Source organism: Streptomyces sp. NPDC004065, from assembly GCF_044903565.1.
Classification (GTDB): domain Bacteria; phylum Actinomycetota; class Actinomycetes; order Streptomycetales; family Streptomycetaceae; genus Streptomyces.
In genome coordinates this window covers 246,003-272,154 of the sequence record NZ_JBJDQT010000003.1, presented here as the reverse complement: position 1 = coordinate 272,154, position 26,152 = coordinate 246,003, and the positions used below count along the sequence as shown (strand labels likewise).

Here is a 26,152-nt window from a genome sequence, read left to right as displayed (position 1 = left end):
GCGTGCACCACGTCGGTGGTCTTCCACGGCTGGCCGGTGGACAGATAGGTGTACGGGGCGATCAGGTCGGGCTCGTTCTGCGGGTTGTACTTGTCCGCGTTGTAGTAGTCGTACGGGCCGTTCACCCACACCTCGCGGGCGGTCTTCGCCGGGTCCTTCACCAACCGGTCGTAGGCGAAGAAGGAGTCCAGCCGCGCGTTGGCCGCCTGCCTGCCGCCGATCAGGCCGACCATGCCCGGCAGGTCCTGCGGCACCAGCCACTGGTACTGCCAGGCCGTGCCCTCGTGGAAGCCCTCGCTGCGGGCCGGGTCGGCCGGCCCGGTGAAGGCGCCGGAGCCGTCGCGGGCGCGGAAGAAGCCGGTGGAGGCGTCGAAGATCCTCCGGTAGTTCTGGGCCCGGGCCGCGTAGCGCGCCGCGTCGGCGGTGTGGCCGAGGCCGCGGGCCATCTCGGCCAGCATCGCGTCCGACAGGGCGTACTCCAGGGTCGCGGACGCGCCATGGTCGTAGTCGGAGTCGCCGGGCTTGGCGTGCGGGCGGCCCTTCAGGTACGGGGCGAAACCGTTCGCGATGTACTCCTGGCCGGCCTCACGGCCCACCGCCGGGCTTCCGGCGGGCGGCACCCCGTCGGCGTTCTTCCTCAGGGCCCGGTACGCCCGCTCCTCGTAGCCCTTGAGCAGGCCCTGCTGGTAGGCGTTGGTGAGGAACGGGGTGACCGGGTCGCCGGTCATGATGTTGGTCTCGACCGTGCCGTAGCCCCACTTGGGCAGCCAGCCGCTCTCCTCGTCGATCCGGATCACCGAGATCGCCATGTCCCGGGCCTCGCGCGGGGCGAGCAGCGACAGCAGCTGCGACTGGGTGCGGTAGGTGTCCCACAGCGACCAGTTCTGGTAGTACGTGAAGCCGCGCGCCCGGTGTATCCGCTGGTCCCAGCCGGTGTAGCGGCCGTCGGCGTCGCTGCCGACGTTCGGCGCGAGGAACGAGCGGTACAGGGACGAGTAGAACGTGCGGCGCAGGGTGTCGCCGCCGCCCCGCACACGTACGTCGCCGAGCCGGTCCTCCCAGGCCCGCCGGGCCGCCTCCCGCACCCGGTCGAACGAACGGCCGCCCTCCGCACGGAGGTTGACGGCCGCTCCGTGGGCGTCGACGTAGGACAGGGCCGTCGTCGCCTCGACGGTACGGTCCTCGGTCGTGTCGAACCGCACATAGGCGCCGTCGCGGCCCGTCCTCGCGCCGGCCGTGACGGAGGCGCCGTCCCAGGTGCCGTAGGCGGTGAACGGGCGGTCGAAGCGGGTGATCGTGTAGACCGTGTACGGCTTGGTGTCCTGGCAGAAGCCGCTGCCGGTGATCGCGGTCCGCACCGTGCGCTCGTCCAGCACCTCGACCTCGGTGGACACCGTCCGGTGCAGCGACTGGCCCGCGTTCAGCAGGACGTTGGCCTTGTCCGTGGCGGGGAAGGTGTAGCGCTGGACGGCGGTGCGGGTGGTCGCGGTCAGCTCGGCCTCGACGCCGGTCCTCAGCCCGACCCGGTAGTAGCCGGGGCTCGCCGTCTCGTCGTCGTGCGAGAACTCCGCCTGGTACTTCGCGTTGTCGGTCTCGGTGACGTCGCCGGTCGTCGGCAGCACGGGCAGGTCGCCGCCGAGGCCGCAGCCGACACCGGAGAGGTGGACCAGGGAGAAGCCGCGGATGTGGTTCTGGGAGTAGTCGTAACCGGTGTTGTGGCCGGTGTCCGGCGAGAACTGCACCATGCCGAACGGGACGGCCGCGCCGGGGTAGGTGTTGCCTTCGTTCTGGGTTCCGATGAACGGGTTGACGAGGTCGGTGAGCCCGCCGCCTCCCGGGCCGGCGGCCGCCTGGGCCGCGGGTGCGGTGAGTGCGGCGCCGAGCAGCGCGACCGCCGCGATCACCGTACCGGCACCACGTGTGCGTCGTGTGCGCCGAGTCCGTCTCATGGGACGTCAGTCCTCCCCTGGGCCGTTGGACAACGTTGTCAGATCGGCGCGCTCATTCTTCGTGCTGTTACGTGTACTCGTCAAGAGTGGGTGCCGGGGCGCGGTGCGGCCGGTGTCCTCCGGGTGCCGCCCGACCGGCGCTCCTGCACGCTGTGGGAGGAGGAAGGAGCGGCGCCATGACAGCGACCGGGAGGCTGAAGACGCTGCACGTACGGGCGTTGACGCGGTTTCCCGTGATCACCCGGCTGCTGGACCGCATGGTGGCGGTGAACATCTTCGACTCGGCGACCCGCCTGGCCGCCCAGTGCTTCCTGACCGCGGTCCCGCTGCTCTTCGTGGTCGGCGCCTACGCCCCGGCGGCCGTGCGCCGTCAGCTCGTGACCTCGGTCAGCGCCGTGTTCGGGCTGAGCGGGGCCAGCCGGACGGAGCTGGAGAGGGTCTTCCAGTCGTCGGGCGGGAACCTGAAGCAGGCGACGGGCGCGGTGGGCGGGCTGATGGTGCTGCTGTCGGCCACGGCGGTCAGCCGGGCCGTGCAGCGGCTGTGCAAACGCGCCTGGCGCGTCCCGCGCGCCGGGGTCAGGATCGCCCCCTGGCGGTGGCTGGCCTGGATCCTGCTGTGGCTCACGGTGCTCGTCGTGCAGGCGCCGCTGCGCGAGGGCTTCGGAGCCGGCCCCTGGCTGGGCATCCCGCTCACCCTGCTGATCCAGACCGCCCTGTGGTGGTGGACGCAGCATCTGCTGCTGGGCGGCCTGATCGGCTGGGCGCCCCTGCTGCCCGGCGCCCTGGTCACCGCGGCCGCGATCGGCGCCGCGTCCCTGACCGCCCACTTCTACATGCCGGCAGCACTCAACCGGGCCCTCGGCGAGTACGGCGCGCTCGGTTCGGTGTTCGTCCTGCTGTCCTGGCTGATCGTGGTGTGCGTCGCCATCGCCGTCGGCATCAGCGTGGGCGCCGTCCTGGCCGGCGAACCACGGCTCGCCCACCGCCTCGGCACGCCGAGCGGCGCCGCCTGGGGCGCGGACGGGGGCGCCTGACACCCCGCCCGTGCGCGCGCCTGTACGACCGACCGGCGGATGTCACCCGTGTGCCTGCCGTGCGTGCTCGTGTGGGCCGTGCCCGCCGCCCGCCCGCCCGCGTGTGTGCCCTGCCCGCCGCTCGCCCGCGTCTGTGCCCGTGCCCGCCCGCGTGTGGCCCCGCTCGCCCTTACCGCCTCCGCTCAGTCGACCGGCCAGGTGTGCACGGGGGCGTTGAGATGCATGTACTCCATGTACAACCGCGTCATCCGGCGCAGTGCCTCGTGCCGGCCGGCGTGGCCGGTCTCGTCGATGCGGTGGAACATCTCCTTCTGCCAGACCGCGCCGTTGCGGCCGGTGACGCACCGCTGCTCGATGATGCCGAGCAGCGGCTCGCGCCAGGCGTCGTCCATGCCGGAGCGCTCCAGCCCCCGGTGCGCCAGCGGCAGCAGCCGCCGCAGGACGAGTTCGGCCACCGGGACCTCGCCCATCCCCGGCCAGTACAGGCGTGCCTCGATGCCGTGCCGGGCCGCCGCGTGCAGGTTCTCCTCGGCGGCCGAGAAGGACATCCTCGACCACACCGGCCGGTCCTCCTCGACCAGGGCGCGGGTGAGGCCGTAGTAGAAGGCGCCGTTGGCGAGGGTGTCGGCGACGGTCGGGCCGGCGGGCAGCACCCGGTTCTCCACCCGCACATGCGGCTTGTCGTGGGCGATGGCGTAGACCGGGCGGTTCCAGCGGTAGATCGTGCCGTTGTGCAGGGTCAGCTCGGACAGCTCGGGTATGTCCCCGCCGTCCAGCGTCTCCGCCGGATTCTGCTCGTCGCACAGCGGCAGCAGCGCCGGGAAGTAGCGCAGGTTCTCCTCGAAGAGGTCGAAGACGCTGTTGACCCAGCGTTCCCCGAACCACACCCGCGGCCGCACCCCCTGCACCTTGATCTCCTGCGGCCGGGTGTCGGTCGCCTGCTCGAACAGCGGGACGCGGGTCTCGTGCCACAGCTCCTTGCCGAACAGGAACGGCGAGTTGGCCGCCAGCGCCACCTGGACCCCGGCGATGGCCTGGGCCGCGTTCCAGTAGTCGGCGAACTCCTCCGGGGACACCTGGAGGTGGAACTGGGTGCTGGTGCACGCCGCCTCGGGGGTGATGGTGTCCGCGTAGGTGCGCAGCCGGTCCACGCCGTCCATCTCGAGGCGCAGGTCCTCGCCCCGGGCGGCGAAGACCTGGTCGTTGAGCAGCCGGTAGCGCGGGTTCTCCGACAGCGAGGCCTCGCCGGCGTCCTCCTGCCGCAGCGTCGGGAGGATGCCGATGACGACCAGATGGGCGCCGACCGGGCCGGCGCGCTCCTCGGCGTGGTTCAGCGCGGCCCGGATCTCGGACTCCCAGGCGTCGGGGCCGCCCTCCGTCAGCCGCCGCGGCGGAATGTTGATCTCCAGGTTGAACCGTCCCAGCTCGGTCGACCAGGCCGGGTCCGCGATCGCCTGCAGCGCGTCCACGTTGCGCATCGCCGGCTCCGCCCGGTCGTCGACCAGGTTCAGCTCGATCTCCAGGCCCACCTGGGGCCGCTCGGACTCGAACCGGGACTCGCGCAGCATCTGGGCGAACGCGTCCAGGCACTCCTGCATCTTGATCCGGTACCGGCGGCGGTCCTCGCGGGTGAAGACCAGCGCCGGGACGTCACGTCCCATCGGCCCTCCCGGGTTCCCCTCCTCGCACCTTCGCTTCCCTCCAGCGTCGCACCACCGGACCGGCCCCACCAGGCGGTGCCGTGGCCGCCGTGGCGGCCGTCGCGCCTGCCGTAGCGGCCGCCGCGCCCGCCGTCAAGTAGCGAACAGCCGGGGCTGGGGCGCACGGCCGCCGCCGGAGCAGGGTGGCAGTCGACCGCTCACGCAGCCGCGGGAGCGGAACGCCAACCGGACCGGAGGGTCGGATGTACCGCTGGCTGGGTGACCTCGCCACCCGTCGTCCCGTGCCTGTGCTGGCCGCCGCGCTGGCCTTCCTCGTCCTGTGCGTGCTGCTCGGCTCGGGAGCCTCCGGCCGGCTGAAGACACAGGGGTACAACGACCCCGCGTCGGACTCCACCTTCGCGGCCCGCACGACCGCCGAGTACCGGGGCACCGCGCCGAACCTCGTCGTCGTCGCGCGCACCGACCGGGGGGACGTCGACGACCCGGCCGCCCGGGCCGCGGGCCGGGAACTGACCCGGCGCCTGACCGCCCAGCCGCACGTCAGGGACGTGTCGTCGTACTGGAACGGCGGGGCCGCGGAGCTGCGCGGCCGCGACGGCCGCGCGGCCCTGCTGCTCGCGCACGTCGACGGCACCGCGGCGGAGACCGGAAGCCGCGCGGAGCGGGTGCGCGCGGCACTGACCGGCCCGGCCCCGGACGGCCCGGCCCCGGACCGCCCGGCCGTGCGGCGGGCCGCCGGCGGTGGCGAGGGGCCGGGGGAGGCGTCCCCGGTGCGGCCGGGGGCCGGGCATCCGGTGCGGCCGGCCGAGGACCGTGCCGCGGGGCCGGAGCGGGGCGCGTCCGTGCTCGCGGTGCACGTGGGCGGAACCGCCCTGGCGGAGGCCGAGACGCAGTCCGTCACCGCCTCCGACCTGAAGCGGGCGGAGACCCTCGTCCTGCCCTGCACGCTGATCCTGCTGATCCTGGTGTTCGGCAGTGTGGTGGCCGCGGCGCTGCCCCTGCTGATCGGCGTGCTGGCGATCGGCGGGACGCTGCTGGTCCTCGACCTGCTCGGCTCGGTCACCGACGTGTCCGTCTTCGCGCTGAACCTCACCACCGCCCTGGGCCTCGGCCTCGGCATCGACTACGGCCTGCTGGTCGTCTCCCGGTTCCGCGAGGAACTCGCCGCGGGACGGCCGCCGCGCGAGGCCGCCCGGCGCACGGTGGGCACGGCGGGCCACACCATCTTCTTCAGCGCCGCCACGGTCTGTGCCGCGCTCGCCACCCTGCTGGTCTTCCCGCCGTACTTCCTGCGTTCCTTCGCCTACGCGGGCATCGCGGTGGTCGCCGTCGCCGCGCTCGCCGCCACCACGGTCCTGCCGGCGCTGCTGACGCTGCTCGGCAGGCGGGTGAACGCCTGGGCGGTGCCCTGGCGGCGCGGCGCGCGGGCCGGCTCCGCGTCGCGGTTCTGGGCGGGCCTCGCACGCGTGGTCGTACGCCGCCCGCTGATGGCCGCCCTGCCCGTGCTGGGCCTGCTCGCGGTGCTCGCCCTGCCGTTCGCCCATGCCGGCTTCGCCACCCCGGACGACCGCACGCTGCCGCCCACCGCGTCCAGCCGGCAGGCCGGGGACCTGGTGCGCGAGGAGTTCGACGCGCGGAACGCGGGCGCGCTCACGGTGTTCACCACCAGCACCCGGCCCGGCGCCGCGCGCAACTACGCGCCCGGACTGTCCGCACTGCCGGGGGTGGCCGAGGTCGTCGGGCCGACCGGAGTGTGGCGGGACGGCCACCGGGTGGCCGCGCCGGGCGGGGCCGCGCCGGGCGGCGCCGCGGGCGGTCCCGTGCCGGCCGCCGCGGGCGGCCCGGCCCTGTGGACCGTGGTGCCGTCGGTCGATCCGCAGTCGCGGGCCGCCCAGAGCCTGGTGCACGCCATCCGGCGGACCCCCACACCGGCGGACACCGCCATCCACGTCGGCGGTCCCAGCGCCGTACTCGTCGACGCCAAGGACACGATCGCGCGGCGGCTGCCCCTGGCGCTGTCCCTGATGGCGGTCAGCACCTTCCTGCTGCTGTTCCGCTTCTCCCGCAGCGTCGTCCTGCCGCTGAAGGCGATCGCGCTGAACGGACTCGGACTGGCGGCGGTCCTCGGCTCCCTGGTGTGGGTCTTCCAGTCCGGGCATCTGCGGTCGCTGCTGGGCTTCACCCCCGGACCGCTCAGCACCACCATGCCGATCCTGCTGTTCTGCATCGTCTTCGGCCTCTCGGTCGACTACGAGGTCTTCGTGCTGGCCCGCATCAAGGAGGCCCACGAGGCCGGGCAGGGCACCGCCGACTCGATCGTGACCGGGCTGGCCCGTACCGGCGGGATCGTCAGCACGGCGGGCGCGCTGCTCGCCCTCACTCTGCTGAGCTTCGGCTCGTCGAGGGTCGCCCTGCTGCAGTTCTTCGGGATCGGCGCGGGATTCGGCGTGCTGCTCGACGCCACGCTCGTGCGGGGCGTCCTCGTACCGGCTCTCATGCGGCTGGCCGGCGGCCTGAACTGGTGGGCGCCGCGACCGTTCAGGGCCGGAGCGCCGGGGGCCCACGCGAAGCCCTCCCAGCGGCGCGTGCCGCCGCCCCCGCCTCCCTCCCCGCCCCCACCTCGAGCTCCCTCTCCGCAACGGAAGCGGGTCCGGCCATGAACCGCACCTCCGCCCACACGTCGACGAACCGCACCGCCCTGCACCACACCGTCATCAAGGACACCGCGACGAAGGAAACCGCCATGAACCACACGGTCGCTTACGACACCGCCGCGCACGACATCGCCGTCGTCGGACTCGGCTGCCGCTTCCCGGGAGCCAGGGACGTGCACGCGTACTGGAAACTGCTGCTCGCGGGCGAACGGCAGTTCCGCCCGGTGCCGGCGGACCGCTGGAAACACGGCACGTTCCACCGGCCCGGAGCCGTGCGCACCGGCGACACCGCGTACACCGACCAGGTCGCCTTCGTCGACGCGGTGGACCGCTTCGCCGCCCTCCACTACGGCCTTCCGCCGCGCCGCGTCGCGGCGATGGACCCGCAGCACCGGCTGATGCTCGACGTCACCCGGGAGGCTCTCGACGACGCGGGGCTCGGCCGGGGCGGCTTCGACCGCGAGCGCACCGGCGTCTTCTTCGGGCTGTCGGGGTCCGACCACAGGGAACTGATGTCGGCCCGCCTCCGGGCGCTGTGCCTGGCGGACGGCTCGCTGGGCGGCCCGGCCGACGACGTCCTGCTGCACGGCCTCGCCGACCTGGCCACGGAGCGGCTCGCCCCCATGGACGCCTTCACCCTGCCGGGGAGCCTGGTCAGCATGGCCCCCGCCACCGTGAGCCGGCACTTCGACCTCGGCGGCCCCAGCTTCGCCGTCGACGCCGCCTGCTCCAGCTCGCTGATCGCGCTCGACCAGGCCGTCCTGAACCTGCGCCAGGGCACCTGCACGACCGCGATCGTCGGCGGGGTCCATCTCAGCCTCACTCCGGACAGCCTGGTGGGCTTCTCCCGGCTCGGCGCCCTGTCGGCCGCCGGGGTGTGCCGTCCGTTCGACGAGCGGGCCGACGGCTTCGTCCTCGGTGAGGGCGCCGGGGCCGTGGTGCTGCGCCCGCTGCCGGACGCCCTCGCCGCCGGCGACCGGGTCTACGCCGTCGTCAGGGGGGTCGGCTCCGCCAACGACGGCGCGGCGCCCGGACCCCTGTGCCCCACCGTCCAGGGCCAGCTCCGGGCCATGCACCGCGCCTTCGGCGACGCGGGCGTGCCGCCGTCCGCCGTGGGCTTCATCGAGGCCCACGGGACGGGGACCGTCGTCGGCGACCGCGTCGAGGTGGAGGCACTGCGCCGGCTGCGCACCGAGCACCCCGACGAGGACGCCGGTCTGTGCTACCTCTCCTCCGGCAAGGCGCTCATCGGGCACGCGCTGTCCGCCGCCGGGATCGCCGCGCTGATCAAGACGGCTCTGGTCGTGCACCACCGCACGGTCGTCCCGCAGCCCGACATCACGCCCCACCAGGGGCTCGGACTCGCGGCCGCCGGCCTGCGCATCGCCGACACCGTCCGGCCGTGGCCCCAGGGGGCGGGCCCGCGGCTCGCGGGCGTCAGCTCGTTCGGGTTCGGCGGCACGAACGTCCACGTGATTCTCCAGGAGACGCCCGCTGCTGCCGACGGCCCCCGCACCGGGGCGCGCTCCGACCGCCGTACGGGCCCCGGCGACGGCCCCCGGCCCCTCCGTACCGAAGCTCCTTCCGCTCCGCTGACCGCTCCGCTGACCGCTCCGCTGACCGCTCCGCTCACCGGTGCGGTCGCCGCTGCGGTCGCCGGTCCGCTGACCGGTGCGGTCGCCGGTGCGGGCGGGTCCCCCGGCGCCCGGCCCGCACAGCCGCACCTCGTCCTGCTGTCCGCCGGCAGCCCGCACCTGCTGTGCGAGCACATCGACGAACTGCTCGGCGCCCTGGAGCACACGCCCGCCGTGCCGCCGGCGGCACTCGCCCACACCTTCGGCGGCCGCGAGCCGCTGCCGAGCCGGCTCGCCGTCGTGGCCGCCGACACGGCCGGCTTCACCGAGCGGCTGCGCCGCGCCCGCCGGCAGCTCGCCGACGGCGCGCGCGGCGACCTGGGCGACGGCGCCGTGGCCGGTGACGCCCCCCTCTCGCCCGCCGCCCGCCGCCTCGCCTTCGTCTTCCCCGGACAGGGCAGCCAGCGGCCCGGCATGCTGGGCGACCTCCACCGGCGCTTCCCCGAGTTCCGCGCGACCGTCGACGCCCTCGCCGCCGTGGTCCGCGACCACTCCGGCGTGGACGTCGCCGGCCTGCTGTACGGGGTGACGGCGGCCGACGCCGGGCCGGAGCCGGAGCTGCGCCGCCGGCTCGCCGGCACGGAGGTGTGCCAGCCGCTGCTGGGCACCGTCCACCTGGCCGCCGCCCGGCTGCTGGCCGGCTGCGGTGTCGCCCCGGACCTCGTACTCGGGCACAGCGTGGGGGAGTTCAGCGCGGGCGCGGTGGCCGGCGCGCTCACCGACGCCGATGCCGTACGGCTGCTGGCCGACCGCGGTGCGGTGCTCGGGCCGGCCGAGCCCGAGCCGCGCGGCGGGATGCTCGCCGTGCAGACCGACCTGGAGAACTGCCGGCTGCTGCTGCGCGGCATCGACGACGTGTGGCCCGCGTGCTTCAACCAGCCGCGGCAGATCGTGGTGAGCGGCAGCCGGGAGGGCCTGGCCGTGCTCGCAGACGCCTGCTCCGCCGCGGGCGTGGCGACGGCGGCGCTGGAGGTGTCGAACGCCTTCCACTGCCCCCGCCTGGCCGGCGCGGACGCGGCGATGCGCGGCGTTCTCGGCGGGCGTCCGCCGGGCGCGCCCCGGCTGCCGTTCGTCTCGGCCGTGAGCGGGGCGGTGTGCGACGACCCCGAGCGGCTGCGCGAACTGTGGGCGCGCCACGCCTCGGCGCCGGTCCGCTTCGGCGACGCCGTGCGCAGCGCCTATGACGCCGGTGCCCGCGTCTTCCTCCAGGTGACGGGCGGCGGCTCGCTCCTCACCTGCGTCCGCCGCAACCTCGCCGGCCACGACGACGTCCACGTCGTCGCGACCGACGGCGCGGCGCCGGACGACGGGCGCGGCTTCCTGCACGCCCTGGCCCGGCTCGCGGTCCTCGGCGTGCCCGTCGACCCCCGCGCCCTGGTGCCGGAGGCCGAACGCCGGCTGCTCGACCTGCCGGTGGCCCGGCTGGACGAGCAGTGCTACCGGCTGCACGGGCCGGATCCCGTACCGGCCGCGCGGCCGGTGCCGGCGGCGCGAAGGGAACTGGCGGAGCCGGCGATACCTGCCCAGCCGGCGGCGGAAGCGGTACCGGCGGTACCTGCGGTGTCGGTGGTATCGGCGGTACCGGTCGTGCAGGACGTACCGGTGGAGGGGACGGCGCAGGCGGCGCGGGCGGTGCCGGCCGTACCGGTGATGCGGGCGGCCCACCCGGTACCCGCGGAGCCTGCCGTGCCGCCCGGGCGGCCGGTGAGTGAGGGGCCGCATCCCGCCGCCGTACCACCGCCGTCGCCCGGCGTCCCCGACGTCCCCGGCGTCCCCGGCGTCCGGCACGCCGTGTACGAGGAGATCGCCCGCGTCAGCGCGTTCCCGGTGAGCCATCTGCGCACCGACCAGCGCCTCGTCGACGACCTCGGCTTCGACTCGCTGATGCTGACCGACCTGTTCGCCTCGCTCAGACGGCGGCACCCCGCCCTGACGATCGACGAGCGCTGCGCGCGGCCGAGCGTCGGGGACGTCATCGCGATGCTCACGGACCATCCCCACACCGGGACCGGCCCCACTCCTGACCCGGCCCCCGCCGCCGCCCCTGGTCGCGCGCCCGAGCCCGCCCTCGGCCCCGCGTCCGCTCCGGCCCCTGATCCCGCGCCCGCGCCCGCGTCCGCGGTCGGTGCCGATACCGAGCCCGCCCCCGGTGCCGACCCCGCGTCCGTCCTCCCCCTGCCCCCGGAGCGCACGCGCATCGACTGCTTCCCCGAGGTCGGCGCGCACCGCGAGCGCATGAAGCTGCTCGGCCGGCTCCAACTGCCCAATCCCTACTTCCGGGTCCACGACGGTGCCATGACGGACACCACGGTCGTGGAGGGCCGGGAACTGGTCTCCTTCTCCGGCTACAACTACCTGGGTCTCGCCACGCACCCGCGGGTGCGCGCGGCGGTCGGGGAGGCCGTGGACCGGTACGGGACCTCCGCGTCCGCCAGCCGTCTGCTGTCCGGCAGCCGCCCGCCGCACCGCGAGCTGGAGAGCGAACTCGCCCGCACCCTGGGCACCGAGGACGCCGTCACCCTGGTCAGCGGGCACGCCACCAACGTCACGGTGATCGGCCATCTCGTCGGCCCGGAGGACCTGATCATCCACGACGCCCTGGCCCACGACAGCATCGTGCAGGGCTGCAGGCTCTCGGGCGCGACCCGGCGGCCGTTCCCGCACAACGACGCGGCCGCGCTCGACGCCCTGCTCGCCCGCGCCCGCCACCGCTACCGCCGCGTCCTGGTGATCGTCGAGGGCGTGTACAGCATGGACGGCGACATCGCGGACCTGCCCGCGCTCGTCGAGGTCAAGCGCCGCCACGGCGCGCTGCTGATGGTCGACGAGGCGCACAGCATCGGGGTGATCGGCGACACCGGGCGCGGCGCCGGTGAGCACTTCGGGATCGACCGCTCGGCCGTCGACCTGTGGATGGGCACCCTGTCCAAGGCGCTGGCCGGGTGCGGAGGGTACGTCGCCGCGGACCACACCGTCGTCGACTACCTCCGGTACACCGCACCGGGCTTCGTCTACAGCGCGGGCATGACCCCGGCCAACGCCGCCGCGTCCCTGGCCGCGCTGCGCGCGATGCGGGCCGAGCCGTGGCGGCTGCGGCGGCTGCGGGAGAACTCCGCGCTGTTCGTGCGGCTGGCGGGACAGGCGGGCATCCACACCGGGGACAGCCACGGCACACCGATCGTGCCGTGCGTCGTCGGCGACTCGGCCAGGACCCTGCTGCTGGCGCAGGCGCTCTTCCAGCGGGGGGTCAGTGTCAACCCGATCCTCCACCCGGCGGTGCCCGAGCACCTGGCCCGGCTGCGCTTCTTCGTCACCTGCGACCACACGCCCGACCAGATCCAGGCCGCCGTGGCGGCGTTGAAGGACGGGCTGCGCCCCTCCGGCCGTACCCCCGCGGCCTGAAGGAGAGCACGTCATGCGGAACACGTTCCCCACGATCGCGCTGGACCGGGTCCACCGGTGGGGCGGGGCCGCCCTCGTGGTGGTGGCGCGCGACGCCCTGGACGCCGCGCCGCACTGCTCCCCGCGGGCCGTCCTGTCGGTGCCGTCCGTGCTGTCCCGGGCGGAGCGGCACGTCTTCGACGCGCTCCCGCCCTGGCGGCAGGCCGAGTGGTGGGCCGGGCGACTGACGGCCAAGCGCCTGGTGGCGGAGGTGACCGGTACTCCGGTCACCTCCGTCGAGATCCTTCCCCGCGCCGACGGCAGCCCCCGCCTGACCCTGGCCGCCGGCCCCGGCGGCCGGCCGCGCGATCGCTGCCCGCATCTGACGATCAGCCACACGGCGCACCACGTGGCCGTCGCCCTCGCGCCCGGTCCGGTCGGAGTGGACGTGTGCGAGACGGCCTCGGCCGGCGCGGTGCGCCGGGCCGCGGACCATGTGCTCAGCCCCGCGGAGCGGCGGCTCGTCCCCGACGGCGCGGGCTTCCTCACCGCCGCCTGGGCGCTGAAGGAAGCCGCGGTGAAGGCGGAGCGCCGCGGGCTGGCCGGTGAGGCGCCCCGGCGCGTCCGCCTCCTCGGCCTGACCCCGCCCGCCCTGGACGGGCCCCGCCGCGCCCTGGTCCGCCGGGCCGGCACGGCGGTGCTCGCCCTGGTCCTCGCTCCGGACCCGGAGCCGGCCGCCCGTCAGCGGGACGTGCCGAAGTCCTGGGTCCAGTAGCTGCCGGGCTGCGCGAGACCGACGCCGATCTCCTTGAAGGAGCAGTTGAGGATGTTGGCCTTGTGTCCGGGGCTGGACATCCAGCCGGCCATGACCTGCTCGGGAGTGGAGTAGCCGTAGGCGACGTTCTCGCCGTACATGCTCCAGGTGTAGCCGGCGCGCGTGATCCGGTCGCCGGGGGAGGACCCGTCGGACCCGGTGTGGGACATGTTCTGGTGGGCGGCCATGTCCTCGCTGTGCGCCTGCGCGGCCTTGGTCAGCGTCGCGTTCACGGTCAGGGCCGGGCAACCGGCCTTGGACCGCTCGGCGTTGACCAGCTCCACGATGCGGGCGGTGGTTCCCGAGGCGGTCGCGGTCGCCTGCGGGGAGCCGGGCTGCGCCGGGGTGGCGGAGGCCGGGGCCGTCGGCCGCGGGGCGCTCGTGGAGGCGGTGGTCCGCGGAGCGGGGGAGGCGGACCCGGCCGTGGGCGCGGGCGTGGCCGTCGCCGGGGCGGAGGCCTCCGGTGCCTTCGAGGGGGCGCTGCCGCCCCCGCCGGCGATGCGGTGGTGGTGCCGGGCCCGGTGACGGGTGGTGTGGTCCCCGCCGTGGTGCCACGGGCGCTCGGCCGCGTCCGGGGTGGCGCTCGGCGACGCGGAGCCCGGTGCGGTGGTCTGCGGGGGAGTGGTCTGCGGGGAAGTGGTCTGCTGTGCGATGGACCGCAGCCAGGAGGGCTGCAGGGAGGAGAGCTGTACGGGGGAGCCTGCCACGGGCGAGCTCTGCGCCCGTGGTGCTGTGTCGCCCGGCCAGTCGGCGCAGGCCAGGGCGACGGACGGTACCGCCACGGCGCCCACGGCCACTGTGCCGATGACTATTCGCCGGTAGTGCTGCTTCTTGCGATGCTTGCCCATTGCCTGACCTCACTCGGTGATCGCCGAGCGCCCCCGGGAGGGGACTGGATCCGCGCAGATTGCGCTTGCGAACTGCGGCGATGCACTGCGGATCGTCATTTTTCGCAGCGCCGCGCACCGAGCGCAAAGGGCCCTGCTACTACCGTGCTTCGTAGGCCTTGCGGACCCTTGCGGGGGCGGAACCGGCGTGCTGCTCCCGCTTCCCGGTGGGGTGAAGGCATCCGACGCGGCGTCAGGAACGCGCTTTGTTATCGGAATGCGCCGCGATGCGCGACCGGACGCGCGGCGGGACGCCGGACGCGCGGCCGGGCACACCTCAAGCCGGACATAGTCCAATTTGTCGCCGCCGGTCCCTCTACTAAGCGACCCGAATAATTCCCGATCGCAATGTGGCGCATGTCACGACGAAGGGCGCCCGGCGGCCGGCGCGCGCGACGGTGCGGACGGTGGCGCCGCGCCCATGCCGAAGGGCCGGCCGCCCGGTGCCGGGATGGGGGAGTTGCCACGCCACGGGGGATGTGCGATACGTGGAAGCAGGCCTTCTCAGCGCTCGCCGAGGACCCCTGCTGGCCCGTCCAGGAAGGGGGAGCCATGACAGGAGCGAACGAGGCCGCCGGGCGTGTGATCACCGGGCGCTACCGGCTTCTGCGCCGGCTCGGCGCCGGTGGCATGGGACGGGTGTGGCTCGGCTACGACCAGGAACTCGCGTGCGAGGTGGCGCTCAAGGAGATCGTCCTGCCGCCGGGCGTCCCCGAGCGCGAGGTGAGCACCCGGATCGCCCGGGCCCGCTGCGAGGCGCGGCACGCCGCCCGGCTGCGCAACCACCCCCATGTCGTCAGCGTGCACGACATCGTGGAGGACGACGGCCTGCCGTGGATCGTCATGGACTTCGTGGCCGGGGCCATGGATCTGGAGGCGGTGGTCGCCGAATGGGGACCGCTGCCGCCGGCCGAGGTCGCCCGGATCGGACTGGCGGTGCTCGACGCCCTGCTGGAGGGGCACCGGCTCGGCGTCGTGCACCGGGACGTGAAACCGGCCAACATCCTGCTCGCCCATCCCGGCCCGGACTGTTCGCGCACCGGTGAGACGGGCCAGGTGCTGCTGACGGACTACGGCATCGCGCTCCAGCCGAGTTCCGGGGAGGCCCGGCTGACCACGTCCCTGGAGCTGCTGGGAACCCCCCGGTTCATGGCGCCGGAGCGGACCCGCAGTGAGGAGCCGACCCCGGCCGCCGACCTGTTCTCCCTCGGCGCCACCCTGTACTTCGCGCTCGAGGGCGCCGGCCCCTTCGACCGCGACTCCGCGCTCGGCACCCTCAGTGCCCTGCTCTTCGACCCTCCCAGCCCCCCGCGCCGGGGAACGGAACTGACACCGCTCCTCCTCGGCCTGCTCGCCAAGGACCCGGCGGACCGGACGGACGGGGACGAGGCGGCCCGGCAGCTCGCCGCCGTCGCCGCCGAGCACCGCTCCGCCGCCGCGGGCACGTCCTCCCTGCCGCCGCACACGCCGCCCCCGCGGATGCCGCACGCACGGCCCGCCGCCTCCGGACCGTCCGGGTCGCCGGGACCGGGCGGCTCCGCACCGACCACCGAGCACCCCCCGCTGCCGCCGGTCGGGGACGTGCCGACCGGTCCGCCCTCGGGCCCGCTGCCCCGCCGGACGGATCGGGCCGGCCAGGGGGGCCTCGCCGGCCGCGGTGACCGCGGTGAGCCTGGTGACCTCGGAGATCTCGGAGACCTGGAAGGCCTCGGAGAAGAGGCGGGCCGGGCCGCGGAGGGGTACGGCGGCCAGGAGGTGCGCCGCGCCGGGGAAAGCCCGGGGCAGGCGGCGGCAGACCAGAGGGAACAGGAGGAGGACGGCCCGGAGGCGGACGGGGCCCGCACCCCCCGGCGGCGCCGCAGGCGGGCCGGATTCCTGGCCGGGGCCGCGCTGGTCGCGCTCGCCGCCGGGGGCAGCGGCCTGTATCTGACCCAGTGCCGCGCCCCGGGGACCGAGGCGTCGGAGCGTCCGGTGTCCGTGCAGTCGATCCCCGTCGGCGACTCCCCTCAGGGCGTGGCCGTGTCCCCGGACGGGCGACGGGCCTATGTGGCCAACTTCGCCTCCGGCTCGGTCTCGGTGATCGACGTCGCGACGAACCGCACCGTCGGCGCGCCCATCCCCGTCGGAGCCTCGCCCGAGGGGCTGGACGTGTCGCCCGACGGCCGGCGGGTCTACGTGACCAGCAACTCCTCGGGTTCGGTCTCGGTGATCGACGCCACCCGCAACCGTACCGTCGGCGCCCCGATCCCCGTCGGGGACCGCCCCGAGGGGGTGGACGTGTCACAGGACGGGCGGCGGGTCTACGTCGCCAACGGGCAGTCGAGCTCCGTGTCGGTGATCGACACCGCCACCCACCGCACGGTCGGCGACCCCATTCACGTCAGGCCCTTCCCGGAGGGCGTGGCGGTGTCGCCGGACGGACGGCGCCTGTACGTCACCAGCATCGGCACCGACTCGGTCTCCGTGGTCGACACCGCCGAGGGCCGCATGGTCGGCCCGCCCGTCCGGGTCGGCGACTCCCCGCAGGCCGTGGCGCTGTCCGCGGACGGCCGGCGGGCGTACGTGACCAGCCTGGGCTCCGACTCGGTCTGGGTGATCGACACGGCCGGCGGCCGCACGGTCCACCACCCGGTCCGCGTCGGCTCCCGGCCCGCCGGAGTGGCCACCTCCCCCCAGGACAACCGCGCATACGTGGCCAACTCCGGCTCCGCCTCCCTGTCCACGATCGACACCGCGGGCGACCGCACACTCGGCGGTCCGGTGCCGGTCGGCTCCCACCCGGCGGGAGTGGCCGTCACCCCGGACGGCCGCCAGGTGTTCGTGGCCAACGGCAGTTCGGGGTCGGTGTCGGTGATCACGTTCTCCGGGACGGCCGCGGCGCAGGGCCCTGTCCGGCCGCTCCCCTGAACCGGCGCGGGCACCGGGCCGGTTGGGGCGGCCCGGTGCTCTGACGGCGGTGTGCGGGCCGACGGCCTTACGGCGGTGTGCGGCCCGACGCCCTTACGGCGGGGTGCAGCCCGGCGGGTCCCAGACGCGGTTGTGACTGTCGTCGTAGTGGTAGCCCGTGCACGCGTCGAGCGGTGCGACGCGCGGCGACTCGGCCGTGACCTGCGTGGTCCGCGGCGCCGCCTCGGCCGTCGCCACGCCCACCGTTCCGGCGAGCAGCGCGGCGGCGCAGGACGCGCCGACCAGGTACCGGGTCAGGGTCAGGATGCTCGTCGCCATGATCTTCTCCCTCGGGCGGACAGGGCCCCTCCCTTCAGCCTGGAAGGTGCCCACGACGGTGTCAAACGGTCTCCGATCAACGATTCAACCTTTTCCCGCCGCGTCCGTCATGACGCGGAATGTCGGGACTTGACCAACGGCAACAAGGGGCGTATGAAAGCCAATCGGCACCATGGTCCGCGAACCTGGCTGGGGTCGGCCGATGAGCTACTACGACCTGGGCAGTCACACCCGCCGCGTCACGACGTCCTCCCCGCAGGCCCAGATGTGGTTCGACCGGGGACTGGCCTGGACATACGCCTTCAACCACGAAGAGGCCGTGCGCTGCTTCGAAGCGGCCGCCGCGGCAGACCCCGGCTGCGCCATGGCCGACTGGGGCGTGGCCTACGCGCTGGGGCCGAACTACAACAAGCCCTGGGAGTTCTTCGACGGCGAGGACCTCACGCGGACGGTGCGCCGCACCCACGAGGCCGTGGAACGCGCGCACGCCAAGGCGCCGTCCGCCACCCCTGTGGAGCGCGCCCTCATCGAGGCGCTGCGGGCCCGCTACCCCCGGGCGCGGGCCGAGGACGCCGGCGACTGCTCGGTGTGGAACGCCTCGTACGCCGACAGCATGCGCACCGTCCACGAACTGGCACCCGACGACCTGGACGTGGCCACCCTGTACGCGGACGCGCTGATGAACCTCACCCCCTGGCAGCTGTGGGACATCCGCACCGGCCGCCCGGCCGAGGGGGCGCGTACACCGGAGGCCAGGAAGGTGCTGGAGCGGGCGCTGGCGGCACCGGGGGGCGCCCGGCACCCTGGCGTGCTGCACATGTACATCCACCTGATGGAGATGTCACCGACGCCGGAAGCCGCCCTGACGGCCGCCGACCGGCTGCGCGGACTGGTGCCCGACGCGGGCCACCTGCAGCACATGCCCTCGCACCTGGAGGTGCTCTGCGGTGACTACCGGCGGGTGCTGTCCGACAACGCCGCGGCCATCGCCGCCGACGAGAAGTACTTCGCCCGGGCCGGCGCGATGAACTTCTACACCCTCTACCGGTGCCACAACCTTCACTTCCGCATCTACGGAGCCATGTTCCTGGGCCGCCTGGGAGACGCGCTGGAGACGGCGCGGCGGCTCGAGGAGGCCGTGCCCGAAAAGCTGCTGCGCGTGGAGAGCCCGCCCATGGCCGACTGGCTGGAGGGGTTCCTCGCGATGCGGGTGCACGTGCTGATCCGCTTCGGCCGGTGGGAGGACATCCTGCGGCTGCCCGCGCCCGAAGACCCGCACCTGTACCGCGTCAGCACCGCGATGCGGCACTACGCGCGCGGAGTGGCCCTCTCCGCCACCTTCCGGATCGCCGAGGCGGAGGCGGAACGCGCCCTGTTCCGGGAGGCGGCCGCCCGTGTCCCGGCCACGCGCATGCTGTTCAACAACACCTGCGCGGACATCCTCGAGATCGCCTCCGCGATGCTCGACGGCGAGCTGGAGTACCGCAAGGGCGATCTCGACGCGGCGTTCACCACGCTGCGCCGCTCGATCGAGCTGGACGACAACCTCCCCTACGACGAGCCGTGGGGGTGGATGCAGCCCACCCGCCACGCGTACGGCGCGCTGCTGCTGGAGCAGGGGAGGGTCGCGGAGGCCGAGGCGGTCTACCGCGCCGACCTGGGCCTCGACGACACGCTTCCCCGGCCGCAGCAGCATCCGGGCAACGTCTGGTCCCTGCACGGATTCCACGAGTGCCTGGTGCGTCTGGGCAGGACGGGGGAGGCGGGCATCGTCGGGCAGCAGCTGAAACTCGCCGCGGCGACGGCGGACGTACCGATCACGGCCTCCTGCTTCTGCCGGCGGGAAACCGGGTGGGAAGCCGGGTGGGAGACCGCCGCGGCCCCCGACCGTGGCGAAGGGTGCTGCGCCCAGCCGTATACCGAATCGCAACCGGGCCGGGCGAAGTCCTCCGCAACCCCCGGGCCGCCCGCGGTGTCATAGGGGTGAAGTGGCCGCCGGGTGTACGACGGCGGCCGTCCACCCCGGTCAGGCGGTCGTGCGCCGGCGCGGCCTACGCACCGGGACACCCGCCGGCGGCGTCCGCCGGCCGAAGAGGAGAGGTGCCATGCCCTGTGCCAGAGGCGTTTCGGTGATCGCGTCGATGAGCGCGGTGGTGCTGCTCACGGCGTGCGGCCCGGGACCGCGGACCGACTCCGCCTCCGGTTCGCCCTCCGCGCGCCCGCCGGCCGCCTCCACGGCCGCGGGCACCGCAACCCCCGGCCCGGCCCCGGCCGCGTCCTCCGCCACCGCCTCCGCCGCGGCGTCCACCAGCGCCCCGGCGCCGTCGGGGACCCCGGTGCCGTCGCGGACCTCGACGCCCCCGGACCGCGGCACCGCCACTCCCGCCGCCGCCCGCCCGGGCACCTTCGTCCCCGGCTGCCGCAACCTCGCCGTGAGCAGCGCGGTGAAGACCGCCGTCACGGCGGCCTACCGGCGCGGCTTCCCCCGGTTCAGCCACATCGCACCGGCGCCGAACCAGTTCTTCTACGGCCAGTGCGGCTCCGTGCGGTACGCGGGCACCCGGTTCCTGCCCACCCCGGGCGCCACCGGGGAGGAACTCGTGGCCCTGCAGGACGAGGGCAGCGCCAGGAAGTACTTCCGCACCGCCTCCGACGGCGCCTGGGTGTACCTCGCCACCGACGGCTTCCCGCCGGGGCCGCACGGCTGCGCCGACGTCCCGCAGATCCCGCGGGATCTGGCCGTGGCCTGGAGGAACTGCTCCACCGGGTACTAGGAGGCCCGCGGCCCGGACCGGGCCCGTCCCGGGCCGTGCGGGAAAGCCTCCGGCCGGGCGGGGAAAGCCTCCGCGGGCCGGGGCCTACCGCTCGGCGGGCGCCGGTACCAGACCGTCGGCGACCAGCCCGGCCAGCACCGCCTCGCCCAGCGCGTGCACCGCGGACTGCGGACGGACCATGACGGTGAACTCCTTGATGCGGCCGTCCTCGGCGAAGTGCAGCAGGTCGATGCCGTGGACCTCCTTGCCGCCCGCCGTGGCGCGGAAGAGCAGCACCGCCGAGGGGGAGGACCCGCCGTCCGCGCTGGTCCGCGCCGTGCCCGTGTACTCGCCGATGTAGCGGAAGTCGCGGAACGTGCGCAGCAGCACCCCGAAGAGGCCCATGACCATCGGCTTGCCCTCGAAGGGCGTGAACTTCACCGGGCTGTACAGCCGGATGTCGTCGGTGAACAGGTCGTCCAGGGCCGCGAGGTCCCGGTTGTCGACGGCGGCGCGGAAGCGGTCTGCGGTGGTCATGCCCCACCCTTCGCTAGTCATGAATGTGACTACTCATTTTCATGACTATCATGGGCGGCACAGCCGCGGTAGGGGCCGCGGCGAACGGGACCCGAGGCGGCGATGCGATGGCGCTCCGGCATGCTGTGCTGGCGGCACTGCTGCACGGCGAGCTCAGCGGCTACGAACTGGCCAAGGCCTTCGACCTCGGCGTGGCCAACTTCTGGTACGCCCGGCCCCAGCAGCTGTACGCCGAGCTGACGCGGCTGGAGCGCGACGGGCTGGTCGCCGGGCGCCAGGTCGTCCAGGAGTCGCGGCCCAACAAGCGCCTGTTCCGGGTGACCGACGCGGGCCTCGCGGAGCTGCGGGACTTCACCTCCGCCGCCACGAAGCCCTCGTTCGTCCGTGACGATCTGCTCGTCAAGGTCCAGGCCGCCGACCATGTGGACACGCACGCCCTGATCGCGCAGCTGTCCGAGCGCGCCGCCGTCGCCCGCGCCAAGGCCGAGCTGTTCACGAAGCTGCTGCGCACCATGCGGGGGGACCGCTCGGAGGAGGAGTTCCTGCGTCACGGCGACCGCGTCGGCCCCTACCTCACGTGCCGGCGCGGCCTCGCCTTCGAGGAGGGCAACCGCGCGTGGTGCGAGGAGGTGGTCGCGGTCCTGCGGCTCAGGGCCGGGGAGCGGTCGGCTCGTACGGGCAGTGACGCGACCGGTCGCCGTCCTCCCGGCCGGCCCTGAGGCCGGGCGCGTGGTCCGTCAGCTCGTGGTCCGGGGGGCGCCGGTCCGGCCGCCGGTCCGCCGTAACACCGCCGTATCACGTGCTGATCGTCCTTGATTGAACAATGGCCGGAAATGTTCAGGGGAACACCTGGAACGGTCGATGTGGAGGTTTTCCCCGAGCACACCGTGATACCTCTCTGTGAGTCGTCAACGAAGCTCCCGGAGGGATTCCAGTTGTCGCTCACCGCGGGACCCGGTCAGCAGCGCCTTCGCGTCCTCACTCGCACGAGCGATGCGTCGGAAATCGCCGAATGGGGTGGTGGAAAGGCGCGGAACCTGCACATCCTGACGGAGTCCGGATTTCAAGTACCGCGCTGGTCGGTGCTCGGTCTGGACGTGTTCGCGGAATTCTCGCGCGGCAGCGGACTGGACGGGCTGCTGGCAGAGTTCGCGGACCTGGCGCGGGCGTACCCGGCGGACGGCGGCGACGGCGGGAGCGCGGACGGGAGCGCCGGCAGGGTGCGCGAGGCCGCCGCCGCGATCGCCGCGCTGATCGGGACCGCGCCCCTCGGGGAGCGTGTCGCCGCCGCGATCGCCGCGGCCTACCGCGAGGCCGGCGGCGGCACGGTGGCCGTCCGCTCCTCCGGAGCCCTGGAGGACGGCGCCGCGCACTCCTTCGCCGGGCAGTTCGACAGTTTCCTCAACGTCCGCGGCCGCGAGCAGGTCACCGCCCATGTCCGGCGCTGCTGGGCCTCGGCCTTCTCCGAACGCGCCCTGCTCTACCGCGCACGGCACGGCCTGCCGCCGGACACCGGCGGTGTCGCGGTGATCGTGCAGCGCATGGTGCCCGCCGAACGCAGCGGGGTGCTGTTCACCGCCGACCCGGCGACCGGCCGGACCGACCGCTACGTCGTCGGCGCCGTCCACGGACTGGGGGAGGGCCTGGTCTCCGGCGCGGTCGACGCCGACACGGTGGTCCTGGACGCCGCCACCGGTGAACCGCTCAGGACAGCCGTCGGCGAGAAGCGGGAGCGCTACGACGCGGGTCCCGGCCCCGGCTGCACGGTGTCGCCGGTCGCCCCCGCGGACCGCGCGGCACCCTGCCTGACCGCCGCGGAGCTGGCCCGGCTGCACGAGGCGGGAGCGCGCGCCACGGCCCGCTACGGCGCCCCGCAGGACATCGAGTGGGCGATCGCCGACGGCACGCTGTGGATCCTGCAGAGCCGCCCGGTCACCGCGCCCGGCGGCGCGGCGGCCCGCCCCGCGCCCGGGCCGCGCGGACAGGAGCGCCTGTGGGACAACTCCAACATCATCGAGAGCTTCGGCGGCGTCGTCTCCCCGCTCACCTTCAGCTTCGCCGCCGACACCTACGCGAAGGTGTACGAGGCCTACGCCCGCGCGCTGGGCGTGCGCGGCGCCCGGCTGCGCGAGGTCCAGGAGTGGACGCCGTACCTGCTCGGCTACGTCCACGGGCGGGTCTACTACAACCTGCACCACTGGTACCGCATGGTGCGCCTGGCCCCGCTGTACCCGCTGGGCCGCCGGGTGCTGGAGAAATCGCTGGGCGTCTCGGAAAGCCTTTCCGACGAGTGCGCCGACGCCCTTCACCCCTTCACTCCCCGGACGGGCGCGCGCGGCCGGATTGCGCGGCTGCGGAGCACCGTGATCTTCACCGCGCGATTTCTGGCCATCCGGAAATCGGTCGACAGGTTTCACCGGGATTTCTCCCGCGTGTACGAGGAATTCGACGGGGTCGACTACGACGCACTGCCCGGCGACGAGACGTATCGGCGCTTTCGCAGGCTCCAGCGGGAACTCATCGAGAAATGGGGGCCGATGCAGGTCCTCGACGCCACGATCCTGCTCTCCGTCGGTGCGCTGGCCCTGCTCACCCGCAGGTGGCTGCCGCACGCCCCCGAATGGTTCACCTGGGCCGCGGCCGCCCCGGGCGAGGGCGTGGAGTCCGCCGAGCCGGTCCGGGCGCTGACCGGCCTCGCGGCGCGGATACGGGCCGACGAGGAGGTGCGCGAGCTGCTGGAGCGCACCGCCGACGCCGACGCCCACCGCGCGCTGCGCGAGGCCGGGCACACCGGGATCCTGGCCGCCGTGGACGCGTACGTCGCCGCCTACGGCTACCGCAGCCCCGACGAACTCAAGCTCGAGGTGCCCGATCTGCGGGAGAACCCGGCCGGGCTGTTCACCTTGCTGCGCCAGGCCCTGGCGGACGCACCCGGCGACCGGCGCGGCGGCGGGGACGGGAGCGGCGGCGGGGACGAGAGGGGGGACGGGGACGGCCGGACCGGCCGGACCGGCCGGACGGGCAAGGCGGGCCCGGACGACGGCGGCGACGGCGATGGCGACGGCGGGGCCGAGGCCTACCTCGACCGGCATCTGCGCGGCCCGCGCCGCTGGGTGTACGAGCGGGTGCGCCGCAAGGCCCGGGCGGCGCTCACCGACCGCGAACGGCTCCGGTTCTGCCGCACCCGCGCCTTCGGCGCCGCCAAGCGGATGCTGCGGGCCATGGGCCGTGACCTGGCCGCCGCCGGGGCCATCGACTCCTGGGTTGATGTGTTCATGCTAAAGCTGGCTGAGGTGTGCGGCGCGTACGAGGGGCAGATCGCCCACACCGAGCTGCGGGCGCTGGCGGCGCTGCGCCGCGAGCGCCTGGACGCCGACTCCGCGCTGCACGCGCCCTCCCGCTTCACCACCCACGGCGCCCCCTACTGGTGGGGCAATCTGGAACGGGCCGGCTGGAACAGCGGGCCCGCCGCCCGCGGTGGCGCGGGCGAACTGCGCGGCACGCCCTGCTGCCCCGGCGTCGCCGAGGGGCCCGCGGTGGTCACCGCCGACCCCTCCGGGATCGGCGGCGCCGTCCTCGTCGCCTACCGCACCGACCCGGGGTGGCTGCCCGCGCTGTCCTCGGCCGCCGCCGTCGTCATCGAACGCGGCAGCCCGCTGACCCATGTGGCGGTCGTCGCCCGTGAGCTGGGCATCCCCACCGTGGTGCAGGTCGAGGGCGCCACCACGGAGATACGTACCGGCGCCCGGGTGCGGGTGGACGGGGGCGCCGGGACCGTCACCGTACTGGCCGACCCGCCCGCCGGCGCCGCGGCCGGGGAACCGGACGGCCCATGAGCCCGCCGCGGACCGCACGACCCCGCGGCCCGCACCATCCCGCGGCTCGCACGACCCCGCCGGCCCGCGGGCCCACGTACGCCGGCCGGCTCAGGAACCCGGACAGTCAAGGACGGAGACCGCGAACGTGATCCTCTCCGAGGACCGACTGCAGGACCTGCTCGCCAAGTCGCTCGCCGAACTGCCCCAGGACACCGGAGACTTCGCCGTCGTGCTGGAGGGATCCATCGCCGAGGGATTCGGCAACCCCTCCTCCGACGTCGACTTCCTGCTCATCGCGCGCGGAGAGCGGGAGACGCCCACCATGCCGTCGCTGCTCTTCGTCGACGGCCGCCGCGTCGAGATCCGCACCCGGTCCGTACGCCAACTCACCGACCAGTTCAGCACCTTGAGGGACCGCGCCAGGCACCCCGGCAGGGTCCCGGAGGACCTCCTCAACCGCTGCCAGCGGCTGCTGCACAGCCACCCGCTGCGCGGTCACGCCCTGGTGGAGGAGGTCAAGTCGCTGATGCCTCCAGGGCAGTTCGCCCGCATCGCCGCCGACTGGTGGGGGCACCGGGCCCGCCAGTCGCTGCGGCACGCGGTGGCGCTGCTCTGCCTCGGCCGGAACGAGGAGGCCGTCGAATGGAACCGGGCCGGACTCCTGCAGACCGCCAAGGCGTGGGCGGCCGGCCACGGCGAGACCTACCTGGAGCCCAAGTGGCTGTCCCTGCAACTGGACCGGGCCGGCCGGCCCGGCGTGCGCGAGCGGTACCGGCGGCTGCAGGAGACGGCTCCCGCCCCGGGAGGCGACCGCGAGGCGGCGCACGCACACCTGACCGCCTGTCTCGACTTCGCCGCCGCCCTCGGCCTGACCGGCGTGGCCGACCGCCCCGGCCGGCTCACCGTCGAACGCGCCGCCGGCGTCACCACCTGGCCGGCCGGTGACCGCGTCCACGTCGTGCGCCGGCGTCGCGAGGTGTTCGCGCTCGGCGACCGGGCCGGAGCCGTCTGGCGCTCCCTCGTCCCCGGCCGGCCGCTGCCCGAAGCCCTCGCCGCCGCGGCCGCCGCCACCGGCGGCGACCCCGGACCGCTGCTCGCCACGTTCCTGCGCTACGGACTGATCCGGCTGGCCTGGAAGGGCGGCGGCACCGTCACCCCGTCGCTGCCGCTCGCCGCACCGCCCGGCCCCGTCACCCCGCCGCCCTCCACCGCGCGGCCGCTGCTGTCGGTGCGCGGCGCGGCCGTCGGCGGGCCGGACGCCGTCGACCTGATCCCCCTGCCCGCCGACCGGTTCGCCGCCGCCACCATGGCCCTGGTGTGGTCCAACGTCGTCGTCGAGAACGCCGTGGAGGACCTCACCGGCGCGTTGCGGCGCCGCCAGTGGCCCGTCGCCGAACTCACCGCCCGCCGCGCCGTGCACGCCGCGCTGCGCGGCCTGTTCAGCGCCCACGGCGTCCACCCGCTGCCTCCGGACTGCGACCTCGTGCACCGCATGGACCTGCTGCCGCCGTCCACCGGGGCGATACGGTCCCGCGCCCGGGAACTGCTGGCCCGCGCCGTCGCCTCGCCCCACGACGGCGACGCGGTCCTGGAGGATTTGCGCTCCTTCGTCGCCCTGGTGCGCGACAGCGCCGGCGCGGACGCCTTCCCCGCCAGCTTCGACTCCGCCGGCGCCTGGCGGGCCACCCTGGAACTCGGCTACGACTGGCTGCGCGTCGGCGTCCACCTCGACGCCACCCTGCCCATCGAGGAGGCCCGCGACCTGCTGTCCGGGCACGGCCTCCAGCCCCACCGGACCGGGTGAG

15 protein-coding genes are annotated in these 26,152 nt (G+C 74.6%); 10 read left to right on the top strand and 5 right to left on the bottom strand.

The features are described from left to right. The coding region (locus ACI2LW_RS07405; protein ID WP_404730189.1) for a GH92 family glycosyl hydrolase at positions 1–1,949 on the bottom strand (1,949 nt) is incomplete at its 3' end. Positions 1,950–2,125: 176 nt separating this feature from the next. On the opposite strand from ACI2LW_RS07405, the gene ACI2LW_RS07400 reads away from it, so the two are divergent. Next, positions 2,126–2,983, top strand: coding sequence for a YhjD/YihY/BrkB family envelope integrity protein (locus tag ACI2LW_RS07400; RefSeq protein ID WP_404730188.1), 858 nt, complete (start codon positions 2,126–2,128; stop codon positions 2,981–2,983). A 182-nt stretch (positions 2,984–3,165) separates the two neighbouring features. On the opposite strand, the gene ACI2LW_RS07395 is transcribed toward ACI2LW_RS07400, so the two are convergent. Next, the gene (locus ACI2LW_RS07395) at positions 3,166–4,644 is read right to left on the bottom strand and encodes a glutamate-cysteine ligase family protein (protein WP_404730187.1); all 1,479 of its coding nucleotides are present in this window, start codon (positions 4,642–4,644) and stop codon (positions 3,166–3,168) included. Positions 4,645–4,886: 242 nt separating this feature from the next. Here ACI2LW_RS07395 and ACI2LW_RS07390 point away from each other — a divergent pair, with 242 nt between their 5' ends. From ACI2LW_RS07390 to ACI2LW_RS07380, 3 genes are read left to right on the top strand one after another with little or no spacing between them, the layout of a single operon-like run. After that, a complete protein-coding gene (locus ACI2LW_RS07390; protein ID WP_404730186.1) occupies positions 4,887–7,304 on the top strand; it encodes an MMPL family transporter in 2,418 nt (805 codons plus the stop codon). Beyond that, positions 7,301–12,334, top strand: coding sequence for a type I polyketide synthase (locus tag ACI2LW_RS07385; RefSeq protein WP_404730185.1), 5,034 nt, complete (start codon positions 7,301–7,303; stop codon positions 12,332–12,334). Before ACI2LW_RS07390 ends, ACI2LW_RS07385 begins: the two co-directional genes overlap by 4 nt. A gap of 13 nt (positions 12,335–12,347) precedes the next feature. Continuing rightward, complete coding sequence (locus ACI2LW_RS07380; protein WP_404730184.1) at positions 12,348–13,088, top strand: 4'-phosphopantetheinyl transferase family protein; 741 nt, start codon at positions 12,348–12,350, stop codon at positions 13,086–13,088. On the opposite strand, the gene ACI2LW_RS07375 is transcribed toward ACI2LW_RS07380, so the two are convergent. Continuing rightward, entirely contained in the window at positions 13,055–13,975 is a 921-nt protein-coding gene (locus ACI2LW_RS07375) for a CAP domain-containing protein (RefSeq protein ID WP_404730183.1), read from the bottom strand. The genes ACI2LW_RS07380 and ACI2LW_RS07375 overlap by 34 nt on opposite strands. Before the next feature lie 591 nt (positions 13,976–14,566). Between ACI2LW_RS07375 and ACI2LW_RS07370 the strand changes: the two genes are divergently transcribed. Further along, entirely contained in the window at positions 14,567–16,921 is a 2,355-nt protein-coding gene (locus tag ACI2LW_RS07370) for a beta-propeller fold lactonase family protein (RefSeq protein WP_404730182.1), read from the top strand. 93 nt (positions 16,922–17,014) lie between these two features. Here ACI2LW_RS07370 and ACI2LW_RS07365 read toward each other — a convergent pair whose 3' ends face one another. Then, positions 17,015–17,239 carry a hypothetical protein gene (locus tag ACI2LW_RS07365; RefSeq protein WP_404730181.1) on the bottom strand — a complete coding sequence of 75 codons (225 nt, stop codon included), beginning with the start codon at positions 17,237–17,239 and terminating at the stop codon, positions 17,015–17,017. A 202-nt stretch (positions 17,240–17,441) separates the two neighbouring features. Here ACI2LW_RS07365 and ACI2LW_RS07360 point away from each other — a divergent pair, with 202 nt between their 5' ends. Together ACI2LW_RS07360 and ACI2LW_RS07355 are read left to right on the top strand one after the other, a co-directional pair. Next, complete coding sequence (locus tag ACI2LW_RS07360) at positions 17,442–19,220, top strand: hypothetical protein (RefSeq protein WP_404730180.1); 1,779 nt, start codon at positions 17,442–17,444, stop codon at positions 19,218–19,220. A 124-nt stretch (positions 19,221–19,344) separates the two neighbouring features. Beyond that, positions 19,345–20,013, top strand: a complete 669-nt coding sequence (locus tag ACI2LW_RS07355; protein WP_404730179.1) for a hypothetical protein — start codon at positions 19,345–19,347, stop codon at positions 20,011–20,013. Between the two features lie 84 nt (positions 20,014–20,097). Here the strand turns inward: ACI2LW_RS07355 and ACI2LW_RS07350 are convergent, their stop codons facing one another. Beyond that, a complete protein-coding gene (locus ACI2LW_RS07350) occupies positions 20,098–20,529 on the bottom strand; it encodes a nuclear transport factor 2 family protein (RefSeq protein ID WP_404730178.1) in 432 nt (143 codons plus the stop codon). Between the two features lie 107 nt (positions 20,530–20,636). Between ACI2LW_RS07350 and ACI2LW_RS07345 the strand changes: the two genes are divergently transcribed. From ACI2LW_RS07345 to ACI2LW_RS07335, 3 genes are all read left to right on the top strand, one after another. Next, entirely contained in the window at positions 20,637–21,248 is a 612-nt protein-coding gene (locus ACI2LW_RS07345; protein ID WP_404730177.1) for a PadR family transcriptional regulator, read from the top strand. 114 nt (positions 21,249–21,362) lie between these two features. Beyond that, positions 21,363–24,365, top strand: a complete 3,003-nt coding sequence (locus tag ACI2LW_RS07340; protein ID WP_404730176.1) for a phosphoenolpyruvate synthase — start codon at positions 21,363–21,365, stop codon at positions 24,363–24,365. A 127-nt stretch (positions 24,366–24,492) separates the two neighbouring features. Then, entirely contained in the window at positions 24,493–26,151 is a 1,659-nt protein-coding gene (locus ACI2LW_RS07335; protein ID WP_404730175.1) for a nucleotidyltransferase domain-containing protein, read from the top strand. Position 26,152 lies beyond the last annotated feature (1 nt).